14 protein-coding genes are annotated in these 15,369 nt (G+C 68.7%); 7 read left to right on the forward strand and 7 right to left on the reverse strand.

The window, feature by feature from the left end; all coding sequences use genetic code 11:
* Positions 1–78: 78 nt before the first annotated feature.
* Entirely contained in the window at positions 79–333 is a 255-nt protein-coding gene (locus E6G92_14100; GenBank protein ID TMJ17444.1) for a DUF2312 domain-containing protein, read from the reverse strand.
* A gap of 92 nt (positions 334–425) precedes the next feature.
* On the opposite strand from E6G92_14100, the gene pyk reads away from it, so the two are divergent.
* Entirely contained in the window at positions 426–1,904 is a 1,479-nt protein-coding gene (pyk, locus tag E6G92_14105) for a pyruvate kinase (protein ID TMJ17445.1), read from the forward strand.
* 134 nt (positions 1,905–2,038) lie between these two features.
* Here the strand turns inward: pyk and E6G92_14110 are convergent, their stop codons facing one another.
* The 4 genes from E6G92_14110 to galE all read right to left on the reverse strand — a co-directional run bounded on the left by E6G92_14110 (position 2,039) and on the right by galE (position 4,660).
* Positions 2,039–2,803 (reverse strand): histidine phosphatase family protein, encoded by a 765-nt coding sequence (locus E6G92_14110; protein TMJ17446.1) that lies wholly within the window; start codon positions 2,801–2,803, stop codon positions 2,039–2,041.
* A gap of 31 nt (positions 2,804–2,834) precedes the next feature.
* Entirely contained in the window at positions 2,835–3,443 is a 609-nt protein-coding gene (locus tag E6G92_14115) for an HAD family phosphatase (protein ID TMJ17447.1), read from the reverse strand.
* A 7-nt stretch (positions 3,444–3,450) separates the two neighbouring features.
* Positions 3,451–3,576 carry a 50S ribosomal protein L36 gene (locus E6G92_14120; protein TMJ17448.1) on the reverse strand — a complete coding sequence of 42 codons (126 nt, stop codon included), beginning with the start codon at positions 3,574–3,576 and terminating at the stop codon, positions 3,451–3,453.
* Positions 3,577–3,655: 79 nt separating this feature from the next.
* Positions 3,656–4,660 (reverse strand): UDP-glucose 4-epimerase GalE, encoded by a 1,005-nt coding sequence (gene galE / locus E6G92_14125; GenBank protein ID TMJ17449.1) that lies wholly within the window; start codon positions 4,658–4,660, stop codon positions 3,656–3,658.
* An 88-nt stretch (positions 4,661–4,748) separates the two neighbouring features.
* Between galE and E6G92_14130 the strand changes: the two genes are divergently transcribed.
* Genes E6G92_14130 through gpmA form a run of 3 tightly spaced genes read left to right on the forward strand, consistent with a single transcriptional unit; the run spans position 4,749 to position 7,216 of the window.
* Positions 4,749–5,366, forward strand: coding sequence for a DUF4136 domain-containing protein (locus E6G92_14130; GenBank protein ID TMJ17450.1), 618 nt, complete (start codon positions 4,749–4,751; stop codon positions 5,364–5,366).
* 27 nt (positions 5,367–5,393) lie between these two features.
* Positions 5,394–6,530 (forward strand): carboxypeptidase family protein, encoded by a 1,137-nt coding sequence (locus E6G92_14135; protein TMJ17451.1) that lies wholly within the window; start codon positions 5,394–5,396, stop codon positions 6,528–6,530.
* A complete protein-coding gene (gene gpmA, locus E6G92_14140; protein TMJ17452.1) occupies positions 6,530–7,216 on the forward strand; it encodes a 2,3-diphosphoglycerate-dependent phosphoglycerate mutase in 687 nt (228 codons plus the stop codon). The genes E6G92_14135 and gpmA overlap by 1 nt, the downstream gene beginning before the upstream one ends.
* Before the next feature lie 54 nt (positions 7,217–7,270).
* Here gpmA and E6G92_14145 read toward each other — a convergent pair whose 3' ends face one another.
* Positions 7,271–7,879 (reverse strand): GGDEF domain-containing protein, encoded by a 609-nt coding sequence (locus E6G92_14145; protein ID TMJ17453.1) that lies wholly within the window; start codon positions 7,877–7,879, stop codon positions 7,271–7,273.
* Between the two features lie 84 nt (positions 7,880–7,963).
* Between E6G92_14145 and purE the strand changes: the two genes are divergently transcribed.
* Together purE and E6G92_14155 are read left to right on the forward strand one after the other, a co-directional pair.
* A complete protein-coding gene (gene purE / locus E6G92_14150; protein ID TMJ17454.1) occupies positions 7,964–8,449 on the forward strand; it encodes a 5-(carboxyamino)imidazole ribonucleotide mutase in 486 nt (161 codons plus the stop codon).
* Positions 8,450–8,459: 10 nt separating this feature from the next.
* Complete coding sequence (locus E6G92_14155; protein TMJ17455.1) at positions 8,460–9,521, forward strand: 5-(carboxyamino)imidazole ribonucleotide synthase; 1,062 nt, start codon at positions 8,460–8,462, stop codon at positions 9,519–9,521.
* A gap of 78 nt (positions 9,522–9,599) precedes the next feature.
* Here E6G92_14155 and E6G92_14160 read toward each other — a convergent pair whose 3' ends face one another.
* Positions 9,600–12,560 (reverse strand): insulinase family protein, encoded by a 2,961-nt coding sequence (locus E6G92_14160; GenBank protein ID TMJ17456.1) that lies wholly within the window; start codon positions 12,558–12,560, stop codon positions 9,600–9,602.
* Between the two features lie 151 nt (positions 12,561–12,711).
* Between E6G92_14160 and clpB the strand changes: the two genes are divergently transcribed.
* The gene (clpB, locus tag E6G92_14165; protein TMJ17457.1) at positions 12,712–15,282 is read left to right on the forward strand and encodes an ATP-dependent chaperone ClpB; all 2,571 of its coding nucleotides are present in this window, start codon (positions 12,712–12,714) and stop codon (positions 15,280–15,282) included.
* Positions 15,283–15,369 lie beyond the last annotated feature (87 nt).

Raw genomic sequence — 15,369 nt, forward strand, 5'->3', positions numbered from 1 at the left:
GCCGCGCCTAAGCGCAAAGCCGGCGGACCGCCCGCCAGAGACCCTCGGTGAGCGAGACGTACCCGATACCTTGACGGATCAGCCGAGTCCCAGCGCTGCCTTGTAGGTGTCGAGCAAAGCCTCGGCCTCCTGGCGGACGTGGCTCTCCATCTTGCGCAGGCGCACCACGGTGCGCATCGTCTTTGGATCGTAGCCGCGGGCCTTGGCCTCAGCGTAGACGTCGCGGATATCGTCCGCCATCGCCTTCTTCTCCTCCTCGAGCCGCTCGATCCGCTCGATCAGCAGCCTGAGTTCGTCAGCCGCGATGCTTCCTTCCGCCAATTCACGCTCCATCGGATTCGGGTTGAGGAGCGGCTCTACGGGCTCCCCTCGCGGCGCTCAAGCGCCTTGCGCTCGCCCCTCTACCCTTTATTGCCCTTGGTCCGATGCCGACCAAACAGAACAGCCAGAGCCGCTTCGTGCCGCGCAGCCGCAAGGTGCGCATTCTTGCCACCTTGGGGCCTGCTTCCGACACGCCGGCGATGATCCGCCGGCTCGCCGAGGCCGGCGCCGACGCCTTTCGAATCAACATGAGCCACGGCACCCACGCGGATCACGCCCGGCGGATCGCGGCGATCCGGGAGATCGAGCACGAGCTCGACCGGCCGACGACGATCGTCGCCGACCTGCAGGGGCCGAAGCTTCGCGTCGGCAGGTTCGCGGGCGACAAGGCGGTGCTGAAGAACGGGCAGCTCTTCACCTTCGACCGCGACAAGACGCCGGGCGATAGCAAGCGCGCCACCCTGCCCCATCCCGAAATTTTCGCCGCGGTCGAACCCGGGACCCGGCTGCTGGTCGACGACGGCAAGCTGGTCTTCCGGGTGATCGAGGCGGGCGCCGACAGGATCGAGACCAGGGTCGAGGTCGGCGGCACGATCTCCAACAACAAGGGCCTCAACGTGCCCGACGTGGTGCTTCCGCTGGCGGCGCTGACCGAGAAGGACCGCGCCGACCTCGCCTTCGCGCTCGAGCAGCATGTCGACTGGATCGCGCTCTCCTTCGTCCAGCGGCCCGAGGATGTGGCCGAGGCGCGGCGGCTGATCGGCGGCAAGGCCAATCTGCTCGCCAAGATCGAGAAGCCGGCGGCGATCGAGCGGCTGGAGGGCATATTGGAGCTCGCCGACGCGGTGATGGTCGCTCGCGGCGACCTCGGCGTCGAGATGCCGCCCGAGGAGGTGCCGCCGCTTCAGAAGCGCATCGTCGAGGCGGCGCGGCGGATGGGGCGGCCGGTGGTCGTCGCGACCCAGATGCTCGAATCGATGATCTCCTCGCCCTCGCCGACCCGGGCCGAGGTCTCCGACGTCGCCACCGCGGTCTATGACGGCGCCGACGCGATCATGCTTTCGGCGGAGAGCGCCTCCGGCCAGTTTCCGTGCGAGGCGGTCGAGATGATGAACAAGATCGCGACCAGCGTCGAGCAGGACCCGACGCACTATGCCCGGGTCCACTTCACCGAGACCCTGCCCGACGCGACCACCAACGACGCCATCGCGCGCGCCGCGAGCGATATCGTCCGCACCGTCACCGCCAACGCCATCGTCTGCTTCACCAGCTCGGGCTCGACCGCGCGGCGGGTGGCGCGCGAGCGGCCGACCGTGCCGCTGCTGGTGCTGACGCCCTCGCTCAGGACCGCCCGGCACCTCGGGCTGTTGTGGGGGGCTCATGCGGTGCGCACCCGCGACGTCCACAGCTTCGAAGAAATGGTCGGCAAGTCGAAGCGCATGGCGATCCGCCACGGCCTCGCCAAGGGCGGCGACCGGATCATCGTCACCGCCGGAGTGCCCTTCGGCGTCCCGGGGTCGACCAATGTCGTTCACGTCGCCCGGCTGATCGGGGACGAGCTGGAGAAGCACCGGGCGGGGTAACCCTTGAGTCATCCCGGCGAAAGCCGGGACCCATGAACACCGAGATATCCGTGAGAAGCGAAAGCGTCGTCGCTTTCTTCGGCACCATCGACGTTCATGGGTCCCGGCTTCCGCCGGGATGACTCATGAATCGCTCACCGCGTCGCCACCATCGCATCGGGCTCGGAGGTGACCGGGGCCGCCTCCTCGATCAAGGGCGCGGCGAAATTGTAGCGGGCGAGCCTTGGCACGCAGGCCTTGGCGTCGTCGGGCTCGAAATCATATTCGCATACGCCGCAATTGACGACGTCGCCCTGGCTGTCGATCGCCAGGATCTGCGCCTCGTCGAGCTCCTCGAGGATGTAGCGAAGGCACAGGACGACGACCTGGTGGCAGACGATCAGGACGCGGCGGTCGGCATGATGAAGGCTGACCGTGTCGAGCGCGCTCCTGAGGCGCAGGATGACGTCGGCCCAGCTCTCGCCGCCGGGCGCTCGGAAATAGAATTTGCCGAGGCGCGCGCGATGATCGGCGAGGTCGGGATGGCGCTGGCGGATGCCGCTCGTGGTCAGCCGGTCGAGGACGCCGAACTCGCGCTCGCGCAGGCGCTCGTCGACGATCGGCTGGCGGCCGCTCTCGCCCACCCCGCCCGCCTCGCAGATCGCCCGCGCCGTCTGGCGGGCCCGCACATAAGGCGAGGAGAGGACGATCTCGGGCTTCTGCTCTTCCGGCAAAGCGGCGAACCAGCGGCCCAGCGCCCGGGCCTGCTCGTGGCCGAGCTCGGAGAGCGGAACGTCGACGTCGCGCGTATCGATGTCGATCATTCCGAGATTGGCAGCCTGCGCCGCCTCGCTCGCGACGTTGCCGGCGCTCTGCCCGTGGCGGACGATCCACAGTTTCTCGGGCCACCTTTGTCTCACACGCCGGATAATGCGCCCGGCGGGCAAAGGTTCAGAGCAGGCCTTCGGCCTCGAGCCTCGCGCGCAGGTCGTCCGCGCCGGTGAAGAGGTGGGCCTGCATGCCGATCGCCAGCGCGCCCTCGACGTTGACCGCACGGTCGTCGACCAGCAGCGCCTCGGCGGGCCTCAGCCGGAAGCGGTCGAGCGCCAGCCAGTAGATGGCGGGATCGGGCTTGAGCAGCTTGACCTCGCCGGAGACGAGGATGTCGCGGAAGCGCGCGAAGAAGGCCTGCTCGCGCGCGTGGAAAGGCGGCCAGAAATCGGCCGAGAAATTGGTGATCGCGAAGAGCGGCACGCCCCTGGCGTCGAGCGCCTCGACGATCTCGTGCGTGCCCGGCACCGGGCCGGTGATCGTCTCGCCGAAGCGCTCGCTCCAGGCGGCGATCAAGTGGGCATATTCGGGGAAGCGCTCGTTGAGCTCGGCCGCGGCCTCGGTATAGGGCCGGCCGCCATCGAGCGTCTCGTGCCAGGCGAAGAGCGCCGTGTCCTCGATGAACCGCAGCCGCGCCTCGTCGTCCGCGATCTGGCGGACGAGGAAGGAATCGGGATCCCAGCCGTAGAGGACGTTGCCGACGTCGAAGACGACGGCGGAAATAGCCACCTGAGGCTTAGCCCTGGCGCGCCTTGAAACGGCGGTTGGTCTTGTTGATGACGTAGGTGCGGCCCCGGCGGCGGATCACGCGGCAGTCGCGGTGGCGCGACTTGAGGGACTTCAAGGAGTTGCGGATCTTCATGGCCTGGAACGCCTGCCTGTCTTCTATCGATGCTGTTGTGCGGAGAATTGCGAGGCGCCCACCTAGTGGCGGAGGCGTTTCAAGTCAAGCGCGAGGCCAGCTTGCGCTCCCAGGCCAAAGCGTCGGCGACGATGGTGTCGAGATCGTCGCGCTCGGGGCGCCAATCGAGCGTTTCAAGGATTCGGCGATTGTCGGCGACGACCGAGGGCGGATCGCCCGCCCGGCGCGGCGCGGCTCGGCGTTCGATCGCCCGACCGGCGACCCGGTCGACGCTCTCGAACACCTCCAGCACCGAAAAACCGTGGCCATAGCCGCAGTTGAGCAGCAGATTCTCGTCCGGCCTGGCGATCAGCCGCTCGAGCGTGCGCACATGGGCCTCCGCGAGGTCGGTCACGTGGATATAGTCGCGTACGCCGGTGCCGTCGGGCGTATCGAAATCGGTGCCGTAAATGTCGACGTGTCCGCGCTTGCCGGCCGCCGCCTCGACCGCGACCTTGACCAGATGGGTCGCGCCCTCGGTGGAGAGCCCGGCGCGGCCGCGCGGGTCGGCGCCGGCGACGTTGAAATAGCGCAGGATGCCGACGCTCAAGGGATGGGCCGCGGCCGCGTCGGCAAGCATACGCTCGGTCATCAGCTTCGAGGCGCCATAGGGGTTGATCGGCGCCGTGGGCGAGTCCTCGGCCACCGGCATCGTGTTGGGGATGCCGTAGACCGCGGCGGTCGAGGAGAAGATGAAGCGGCGGACCCCGCCTTCGATGGCCCCGGCGATCAAGGCGCGGCTCTTCACCGTGTTGTTCTCGTAATATTTGAGCGGGTCGGCGACGGATTCGGGGACCACGACCGACCCCGCGAAGTGCATGATCGCACCGATCCGGTGCTCCTCGATCAGGCGCGCGACCAGCGCGCGGTCGGCGATGTCGCCCTTGGCGAAGGCCGCGCCCTCGGGAACGGCCCAGGCGAAGCCGGTCGAAAGATCGTCGAGCACGACCACCGGCCAGCCGGCGTCGAGCAGCGCCAGAACGGCATGGCTGCCGATATAGCCGGCGCCCCCGGTCACCAGCACCGCCGTCTTTCCTTCAGCCATTCGCGTCCCTGTTTGTCCGATGCAGCAAAATCGGGCTAAACTCGTTACACCTCCATACAGTCTCGCTGGTTAAGAACGAGGTGGACATATGAGCAAATTCGCATCCCGCTGTGCCGCGTTGCTTGCCCTTGCCGCCCTTGGGGGCTGCGCCGCCGATCAGGGCGTCCAGCGCTATGCGACGGCGACCAGCTTCCACCTCGGCCAGCTGATCGCGCGCGGAGAGATCGCGATCGAGCCGGCCGCAGCCGGCGATTCGGGAAGCCTCGAATTCGGCCAGATCGCCGCCTCGGTCGAGCGCGAGCTGGCCCGGCTCGGCTGGAACGTCGTCCACGGCAATGCGCGTTCCGAGCAGGTCGCGGTGATTCGCGTCGACCAGTCCGCGCACCTCGTCCAGGGATCGGGCTTCAGCATCGGCGTCGGAGTCGGCGGGGCCGATTACGGCCGCTACGGCCACGGGGGCGGAGTCGCCGGCGGCGTAGGCGCGACGATCCCGATCACCGGCCAGCCCAACCAAGTCGTCGCGACGCAGCTCGCGGTGCGAATCCAGCGCCGCTCCGACGCGACCGTGGCCTGGGAAGGCCATGCCGAAATGGAGGCCCTCGGCGGCACTCCGCTGGCCAGCCGGGCAGGCGCCGCGGACCGGCTCGCGGCGGCTCTGTTTCAGGACTTCCCCGGAGAGTCTGGTCGCACTATCAGGGTCCGCTGACGCCCCGTAGCTTTTCCCAAGGATAAGATGACTCTCTCAGTTTCCAGCGCCTTCGACGGCGGCAACATTCGCCTGGTCGCCATCGAGGGCGACCGCATCGACCTCGAAATCGTCAAGGACCACCAGTCCGATTTCTACCAGTGGTTCTACTTCCGGCTGACCGGCGGCGCCGGGCGCTCGCTGACGCTGCGAATCACCAATTGCGCCGGCGCCGCCTACCCAATGGGCTGGGACGGCTACAATGCCTGCATTTCCGAGGACCGCGAGGATTGGCGCCGCACGCCGTCGACCTATCGCGACGGCGTTCTGACGATCGCCTTGACACCGTCCACCGACAGCCTGTGGGTCGCCTATTTCGCGCCTTATACGATGGAGCGGCACCACGATCTCGTCGCGTCCGTCGCGGCGGTTCCGGGCGTGCATTATCGCTCGCTCGGCCAGACCCTCGACGGGCGCGAGCTCGATTATTTCAGGTTAGACGGCGGCTCGTTGCAGGTTTGGCTCTACGCCCGCCAGCATCCGGGCGAGACGATGGCCGAATGGTGGATGGAGGGCGCGCTCGAGCGGCTGCTCGACGATTCCGACCCGGTGATCCGCCGGCTGCGCGACAAGGCCACCTTCCACGTCGTTCCGAACATGAATCCGGACGGCTCCTTCCGCGGCCATCTGCGCACCAACGCGGCCGGGGTGAACCTCAACCGCGAATGGCACGCGCCGAGCGCCGAGAAGAGCCCGGAAGTGCTCTACGTCCGCGAGGAGATGGACAGGACCGGAGTCGACTTCGCCATGGACGTTCACGGCGACGAGGCGATCGCCGCCAATTTCCTCGCGGGATTCGAAGGCATCCCTTCGTGGAAGCAGGCGCAGCAGGATCTGTTCGACGCCTTCAGCCAGGCGCTGGTCGCGACGACGCCCGATTTCCAGACCGACCGGGGCTATGAGATCCCCGCCCCGGGCCAGGCGAACCTTTCGATGTCCACCGCCCAGCTCGCCGAGCGCTTCGGCGCGGTGTCGATGACGCTGGAGATGCCGTTCAAGGACAATGCCGACCTTCCCGATCCGGTCTACGGCTGGTCCCCCGACCGCTGCCGGCTGCTCGCCCGCGCCTGCCTCGATTCGCTGCACGCGGTGATCGACCGGATCGGGGACTACCGGAAGGGCTGATGCCCAAGCTCGTTCTGATTCGGCACGGCCAGTCGGCCTGGAACCTCGAAAACCGCTTCACCGGCTGGTGGGACGTCGGCCTGACGCCCCAAGGCGAGGCCGAGGCCAAGGCGGCGGGCGAGTTGATGGCCGCGCGGGCGCTCGATTTCGACCTGTGCTTCACCAGCCTTCAGACGCGGGCGATCAAGACTCTGAACATCGCGTTGGAGGCGATGGGGCGGCTGTGGCTGCCGGTGGAGAAGAACTGGCGGCTGAACGAGCGGCATTATGGCGGCCTCACCGGCCTGGACAAGGCGGAGACGGCGGCCAAGCACGGCGCGGAGCAGGTGCACGTCTGGCGGCGCTCGTTCGACGTTCCGCCGCCGCCGCTGGAGGCGGGGAGTCCCTACGACCTCAGCGGCGACCGGCGCTACGCCGGCGTCGAGGTGCCGGCGACGGAGAGCCTCAAGGACACGATCGCGCGGGTCCTGCCTTATTGGGAGGAGCGGATCGCGCCGGCGCTGCGCGACGGGCAGCGGGTGCTGATCTCCGCCCACGGCAATTCGCTGAGGGCGCTGGTGAAGCACCTCTCGCAAATCCCCGACGACGAGATCACCGCGCTCGAAATCCCGACCGGCCAGCCGATCGTCTATGCGCTCGACGACGCATTGGCCCCGACCGACCGCTACTATTTGAAGGACCGCTGAGCCCTCTTTCGTCGCGCGAGCCTGAAACCCTCCCCCCAGGGAGAGGGGCTTTCGTCAGAACTCCTTGACGCGCTCGCGGTTACGCGCCGAGCGGCGGAGAACCTCCTCGACCGTGTCGCCGGGCATGATCGTCGCCACGCTGACGGTAACGTCGAGCGGAACGACGGCGTGGCCGATGTCGAGCGGGTGGGCGGCCACGCAGCGGGCGATACGCTCCGCCGTGTCGAGCGCGGAATCGGCGTCGAGATGATCGAGCAGCAGCGAGAAGGCGCCGCCGCCGCCCCTGGCGGCAACGTCGCTCGCGCGAATGAGGCTCTTGAGCTGGCGGGCGATCTGGCGAAGCGCGGCGTCTCCGGCGACCCGGCCGTGGCCGTCGTTGATCGCCTTGAGATCGCTGACGTCGACCGAGATCAGCGCGGCCGGCGTGCCGTGGCGCGAGGACTGGCTGAGCACGCGCTCGAGCTCGATGCGGAACTGGCGGGGATCGAGCAGGGCCGTCAGCGGATCGCGGCCCGAGGCCTCTTCCGCCTCGCCCAGCCGGGCGCGCGCCTCGGCGAGCGCGGCGCGAAGCAACGCATTCTCGTCGTTGAGACGCGCCAGTTCCGCGCGCGCTTCGGGATCGGGCGCGTTCACGGTTGCGACATTGGCCTTTCGCCGTGCCATGAGTCGCAAATTAGGCCGTGAAGGTTAACGCATCGCTTAGCGCGCGCCGATTGCGGTGCCGCCGCGTGCAATCTAGAGGGGCTCATGGCAGACGCGCCTCTCGTCGGGATCATCATGGGCAGCCGCTCCGATTGGGAGACGATGCGCCACGCGGCCGAGACTTTGGACTCGCTCGGCATCGCCTACGAGACACGCGTGGTTTCCGCGCACCGGACGCCGGAACGGCTCTACGACTATGCGCGGAGCGCTGCGGAGCGCGGGCTCAAGGTGATCGTCGCCGGCGCCGGCGGGGCGGCGCATCTGCCCGGCATGGCCGCCTCGATGACCCGCCTTCCGGTGCTCGGCGTGCCGGTCGAATCCAAAGCGCTGAAGGGCATGGACAGCCTGCTGTCGATCGTCCAGATGCCGGCCGGGATCCCCGTCGGAACGCTGGCGATCGGCCGGCCGGGCGCGACCAATGCGGGCCTCCTCGCAGCCGCGATCCTCGCCACCTCGGACGAGGCTTTGGCGGCCCGAATCGACGCCTGGCGCAAGGCGCAGACCGACGGCGTCGCCGAACGGCCCGAATGACGGCGGCCGAATGATATTGGCGCCCGGCTCGACCATCGGAATCGTCGGCGGCGGACAGCTCGGGCGGATGCTGGCGATGGCGGCCGCGCAGCTCGGCTACAAATGCCATGTCTACGCGCCCGACGCGGACAGCGTCGCGGCCGAAGTTTCGGGCCGCTTCACGCGGGCCGCCTTCGACGACGAGGCAGCGCTCGCCCGCTTCGCCGCCGACGTCGACGTGGTGACGTACGAGTTCGAGAACATCCCGACCCGGCCGCTCGCCGCGCTGCCCTGCGTCCGCCCGCCGATCCGCGCGCTGGAGACGTCGCAGGACCGGCTGGCCGAGAAGAATTTCGTCGTCTCGCTGGGCGGCCGGCCGGCGCCGTTCGCCGCGGTGGACGACCTGCCGGGACTGGAGCGCGCGCTGGCCGAGATCGGCGCGCCGGCGATCCTCAAGACTCGGCGCTTCGGCTATGACGGCAAGGGCCAGGCGCGGATCGACGGCCGGGCCGACGCCGCGCGCGCCTGGGAGGCCCTGGGCGGCGCGCCCTCGATCCTCGAAGGTTTCGTCGCCTTCGATGCCGAATTCTCGGTCCTGCTCTGCCGCGGGACCGGCGGCGAAACCATGCTTTGGGACTGCCCGCGCAATCGCCACGAGGGCGGCATCCTGGTGTCCTCGAGCGTGCCCGCCGGGGCGGAGCTGGCCGGCGCGATCGCCGCGGGGCGCTCGCTGGCCGCAAGGATCGCCGAGGGGCTGGATTATGCCGGGGTGATGGCGGTCGAGTTTTTCGCTTGTCGAGGCGAGGCGATCTTCAACGAGATGGCGCCGCGGGTCCACAATAGCGGCCACTGGACGATCGAGGGCGCGCGCACCTCCCAGTTCGAAAACCACATCCGGGCGATCTGCGGTCTTCCGCTGGGCGCGACCGACCTTGCCGCGCCGCGGGTGGAGATGGCCAATCTCGTCGGGGAACAGGCGGACGAGTGGAGCGAGATTCTCGCCGATCCCGCCGCGCACCTACACCTCTACGGCAAGGGCGAGGCGCGCCCCGGCCGCAAGATGGGTCACGTCACCCGGCTCCTGAACGACTGAGCCCCCCGCCGCTGGCGCGGCGGAGGGCCCAATTCGGATGCCGGGGACAGTTACTAGTAACTGTCCCCAATTGCAGCGTTAGTGCGCGGCGGGCGCCGCCGGGGCCGGTGCGGGAATCACCTCGACCGGCAGGTGGAGCTGCTCGAGCTGCGGGCGCACCCGGCTCGCGTCGCCGACCACGACCCAGACGAAGTTGCGCGGATCGATATAGCGCCGCGCCGTCGTGTCGAGCACCTGCGAGGTCATCCCGCGATAGCGGTCCGCCAGCTTGACCTGGTAATCGTCGGGCCGGTGGTAGAGCGCGTTGCTGCGCAGCGCGCCGAGCACCGCCGGCGACGTCTCGTACTGCCCCGGAAGCTGGCGGGTGTTGCCGTTGATCACCCGCTGCATCTCCTCAGCCGTTACGCCGTTGCGGGTCAGGAAGCCCTGGACGTCCTCCATCGCCGCGGCGATCGAGTCCCCGGTCCGGTCCGCCTGGACCGGCATCTGGATGACGTAGGGCACCTGATGCTCGCGAAGGCTCGGGCCGCCGCCGACGCCGTAGGACCAGCCGCGGCGCTCGCGAAGGTCCATGTTTAGGCGCGAGAGGAAGTTTCCGCCGAGCACCTCGTTCGCGGCCTGCAGGTGGAGCAGATCCTCGGTGCCGTTGGCGCCCAGCAGCTGGCCGGCGAGGATGAAGCTCTGCGGCGATTGCGGACGGTCGATGAGGACGATCCGCGGCCCCGAAGCGGGCAGGTGGGCCGGGAAGGCCTTGGTCCCGCGCGGCGCGGCCGGCGGAGCCCAGTTTCCGAAGCGCCGCTCGAGCTGGCCGACGAACTGGTTCAGCGGAAGATCGCCGACCGCGAAGATCGTCGCATTGTCCGGACGGATCCAGCTCTGGTGGAAGGCGATCAGCTCATCGCGAGTCAGAGTCCTCACCGCGGCGGGATCCCCGCTGCCCGACGAGGGCTTCGCGTAAGGATGGCCGGCCCCGTAGAGCAGCCCGGGAAGCGCCCGGCCCGCGAGGCCCTGCGGCTGGGTCATCTCGGCGGCGATTCCGGCGAGTTGCTGCGCGCGGATCCGCTCGACCTCGGCCGGAGCGAAGGCCGGGTTGCGGATGATGTCCGCGAACAGGTCCAGCGACGGCCCGAGATTGGGCGTGAGGGCGGTCAGCGAGACCGTCGTCCGGTCCAGGCTGGCGCCGGTCGTGATGGTCGCTCCGAGCCGCTCCTGCGCCTCGGCGAGCTGGATCGAATTGAGATGGGTGGTGCCTTCCTCGAGCAGGTTCAGCATCATCGCCTGAGTGCCGAGCCGGCTGGCCGGATCGGCGGCGATGCCGGCGTTGAACTCGACCGCGATTCGGGTCACCGGAACGACGTTGCGGCGGACATAGACCACCTGGATGCCGTTCGAGAGGCGGGCCCGCTCGGTCGCCGGGAAATCGAGCCGGACGTCGGCGCCGACCGGCGGCATCGGAGCGCGGGTGCGGGCCGGGGCCGGAGCCGAGGCCGCGCCGGCGGCCTGCTCGGACCCGTCGAAGCGCGACGGCGCGAGCGGCCGGTCGCCCGGCTGCGGCGGCGTGTAGTAGCGCGGACGCTGGTTCGGCGTGTTGGCGCCGGTGCCGCCCGCGGCGTTGCGCTGGCCGGAGACGCCCGTGGACTCCTCATAGGCCTCGCGCGCGCCCGGATCGACCCGGATGGCGAGCACCGGACGGGTTAGCCAGCGCTGCATCGCCGCGCGGACCTGCTCCGGAGTGACTCGGGCGAGCCGCTCGAGCCGGGTGCGGTAGAAATTGGGATCGTTGGCGTAGAGCATGCCCTCGGCCAGAGCGACGGCCTTGCCGCCGAAGCCGCCGACCTGCTCCAGGCCCTGAACGCGCGACGACATGGCGGTCATGACCGCTCGGCGGACTTCGTCGGCGGTCGGCCCGGTGCGGATGAAGTCGGCGACGAGAGCGTCGAGCCGGCGCGAAACGGCGTCGGCGTCCTGGCCCGGCTTAACGTCGACGGTCAGCTCGAACATGCTGATCCGGTGGAACGGCTGGACTCCGCCGGTGACCCGCACCGCGCTCTGCTCGCCGCGCACCAGCGCGTTGTCGAGCCGCGAGCTCGACAGGCCGCCGAGGATGGTCGCTCCGACGGAGAGGGGAACGATGTCCGCCTCGGTCAGCCCCGGCACCGCCCAGTCGCGATAGAGGCGCGTGTTGGCGACGCGGTCGTGCATGACCCGGTCGACCCGGGCGGGAAGCGTGGGCACCGGGGCCGAGGCCGGGGTGTTGACCGGTCCGCGCGGGATATCGCCGAAATAGCGCTCGACCAGCGGACGGGCCTCGGCGACGTTGATGTCGCCGGCGAGGACCAGGATCGCGTTGTTGGGGCCGTAGCGCTCGCGGAACCAGCCCTGCACCGTCTCCAGCGAGGCGGCGTCAAGATCGCGCATCGAGCCGATCGTCGAGTGCCGGTAGGGATGGCCTTCGGGGAAAAGGCCCTCGAGCTGGGCATATTCGACCATTCCGTAGGGCTCGTTGTCGCCCTGGCGCTTCTCGTTCTGGACGACTCCGCGCTGGTTGTTCAGCGTTTCCATCGTCAGTGCGCCGAGCAGGTGGCCCATCCGGTCGCTCTCAAGATAGAGCGTCTGCTCGAGCGCCGCCTTCGGCACGGTCTCGAAATAATTGGTGCGGTCGAACCAGGTCGTGCCGTTGAGATCGGTCGCGCCCATCGCGCGGGTGTAGGTGAAGTAATCGCCCGGAGCGTTCTCGGAGCCGTTGAACATGATGTGCTCGAACAGGTGGGCGAAGCCGGTGCGGCCGGCGGGCTCGTCCTTCGATCCGACATTGTACCAGACGCTGACCGCGACCACCGGGGCCTTGTGGTCCTCGTGGACGATGACTCGAAGCCCGTTGGCGAGCGTGAAGGTCTGGTAGGGGATGTTGACCCGGGCAAGGAGGGCGGCCGGGCTGGCCCCGGCGCTCGCGGCGGGCGAGCGGCGCTGGGCGGTGGCGGCCGAGCCGGCGACGGTGAGGGTGGCCGCAATAGCGAACGCGGTAAGAATCTTGCGCATGAGAATCCCCGTGATGTGCAGGGGGCGGACACTAGCGCGGTGTGCCGTTTAGGCAATACGCTTCGAAGAGCAAGGCCAAGAATTCGCTGCCTCATTGTGCGAGAGGAGGCCCGCACTACATCTTCTGCGAAACCGAAACGGGGCAGCTGCCATGAACCTCGAGAAATTCACCGACCGCGCGCGCGGCTTCCTGCAATCGGCGCAGACCGTGGCGACGCGGATGAACCATCAGCGGATCAGCCCGATCCACGTGCTTAAGGCGCTGCTGGAGGACGAGCAGGGCATGGCCGCGGGGCTGATCGCCAAGGCCGGCGGAAGCGCCGAGGCGGCGCGGCGCGAGACCGACGAGGCGCTGGCGAAGGTACCGGTCGTCTCCGGCAGCGGCGCGAGCGCGGCCCCGGCGCTCGACGGGGATACGATGCGGCTGCTCGACCAGGCGCAGGAAATCGCGCAGAAGGCCGGCGATTCCTACGTCGCGGTCGAGCGGCTGCTGACCGCGCTCGCTTTATCACAGACCGACGCCGGCAAGGCGCTGCGCGACGCGGGATTAAAGCCCGAAGCTCTGAACGCCGCGATCAACGAGCTTCGCGGCGGGCGGGCCGCCGACACGGCCGGCGCCGAGGACCGCTACGACGCGCTGAAGAAGTTCGCCCGCGACCTCACCCAGGCCGCGCGCGACGGCAAGCTCGATCCGGTGATCGGCCGCGACGAGGAGATCCGCCGAACCGTCCAGATCCTCGCCCGCCGGACCAAGAACAATCCGGTGCTGATCGGCGATCCGGGGGTCGGCAAGACGGCGATCGCCGAGGGGCTGGCGCTTCGAATCGCCAATGGCGACGTGCCCGACTCCTTGAAGGACCGGCGCCTGATGGCGCTCGACATGGGCTCACTCATCGCCGGCGCCAAATATCGCGGCGAGTTCGAGGAGCGGCTGAAGGGGGTGCTCGACGAGGTGAAGGGCGCCGAGGGCGACGTCATCCTGTTCATCGACGAGATGCACACATTGATCGGCGCCGGCGCCAGCGAAGGCTCGATGGACGCCTCGAACCTGCTCAAGCCCGCTTTGGCCCGCGGCGAGCTTCACTGCATCGGGGCGACGACGCTCGACGAATATCGCAAGCATGTCGAGAAGGACCCCGCGCTTCAGCGGCGCTTCCAGCCGGTGTTCATCGGCGAGCCGACGGTCGAGGACACGATCTCGATCCTGAGGGGCCTCAAGGAGAAGTACGAGCTTCACCACGGCGTCCGGATCACCGACGCGGCCCTCGTTTCCGCGGCCACGCTCTCCAACCGCTACATCACCGACCGCTTCCTGCCCGACAAGGCGATCGACCTGATGGACGAGGCGGCGTCGCGTATCCGGATGGAGGTCGAATCCAAGCCGGAGGAGATCGAGACTCTCGACCGGCGCATCATCCAGCTCAAGATCGAGCGCGAGGCGCTGAAGAAGGAGAAGGACTCGGCGTCCAAGGAGCGGCTCAAGGCGCTCGAGGAGGAGCTCGCAAATCTCGAGCAGCAGTCGTCCGAGCTGACCCAGCGCTGGCAGGCCGAGAAGGACAAGATCGCCGGCGAGGCCAAGATCAAGGAGCAGCTCGACGCGGCCCGGCTCGAGCTCGAGCAGGCGCAGCGATCCGGCGACCTCGCCAAGGCCGGCGAGCTCCAATACGGCCGAATCCCGGCGCTCGAGAAGCAGCTTTCCGAAGCCGCCGTCGCCTCGGGCAGCGCCATGCTTCGCGAGGAGGTGACGAGCGAGGACATCGCCGCGGTCGTCGCCCGCTGGACCGGAATCCCGATGGAGCGGATGCTCGAGGGCGAGCGCTCGAAATTGCTGGCGATGGAAGAGCAGATCGGCAAGCGGGTGATCGGCCAGGCCGAGGCGGTCGCCGCGGTCAGCCGCGCCGTCCGCCGCGCCCGCGCGGGGCTCCAGGATCCCAACCGGCCGCTCGGCTCATTCCTGTTCCTCGGCCCCACCGGCGTCGGCAAGACCGAGCTCACCCGAGCGCTCGCCGAATTCCTGTTCGACGACGCCCACGCGATGGTCCGGATCGATATGTCAGAGTTCATGGAGAAGCACAGCGTCGCCCGGCTGATCGGGGCCCCTCCGGGCTATGTCGGCTATGAGGAAGGCGGCGTCCTGACCGAGGCGGTTCGGCGGCGGCCCTATCAGGTCGTTCTGTTCGACGAGGTCGAAAAAGCGCATGGCGACGTTTTCAACATCCTGCTCCAAGTGCTCGACGACGGGCGGCTGACCGACGGCCAGGGCCGAACGGTCGATTTCACCAACACGATCATCATCCTGACGTCGAACCTCGGCAGCCAGTTCCTCACCAGTCTCGCCGACGGGCAAGGTGTCGAGGAGGTCGAGCCGCAGGTGATGGAGGTGGTCCGCGCCCATTTCCGCCCGGAATTCCTCAACCGGCTCGACGAGATCATCCTCTTCCACCGGCTCGCGGCGGACCATATGGGGCCGATCGTCGACATCCAGGTGGCCCGGGTCCAGCAATTGCTGAAGGACCGCAAGATCGTCCTCGACCTCACCGACGGCGCCCGCGCCTGGCTCGGCCGGGTCGGCTACGATCCGGTCTACGGCGCCCGCCCGCTGAAGCGCGCGGTCCAGAAATACCTGCAGGACCCACTCGCCGACGCGATCCTGCGCGGCGAGGTCAAGGACGGACAGATCGTACGCGTTGACGAGGGCGACGGGGCTCTGAAGCTGACATAGGCCGCCTGCGTTCCCCGGCGAAGGCCGGGGCCCAGGCCGGCAAGCCGGTCAGCCCACCTTCAGAAAAGCCTTCGGCTCCTGGGCCCC

It is taken from the genome of Alphaproteobacteria bacterium (assembly GCA_005883305.1).
Classification (GTDB): domain Bacteria; phylum Pseudomonadota; class Alphaproteobacteria; order Sphingomonadales; family Sphingomonadaceae; genus Allosphingosinicella.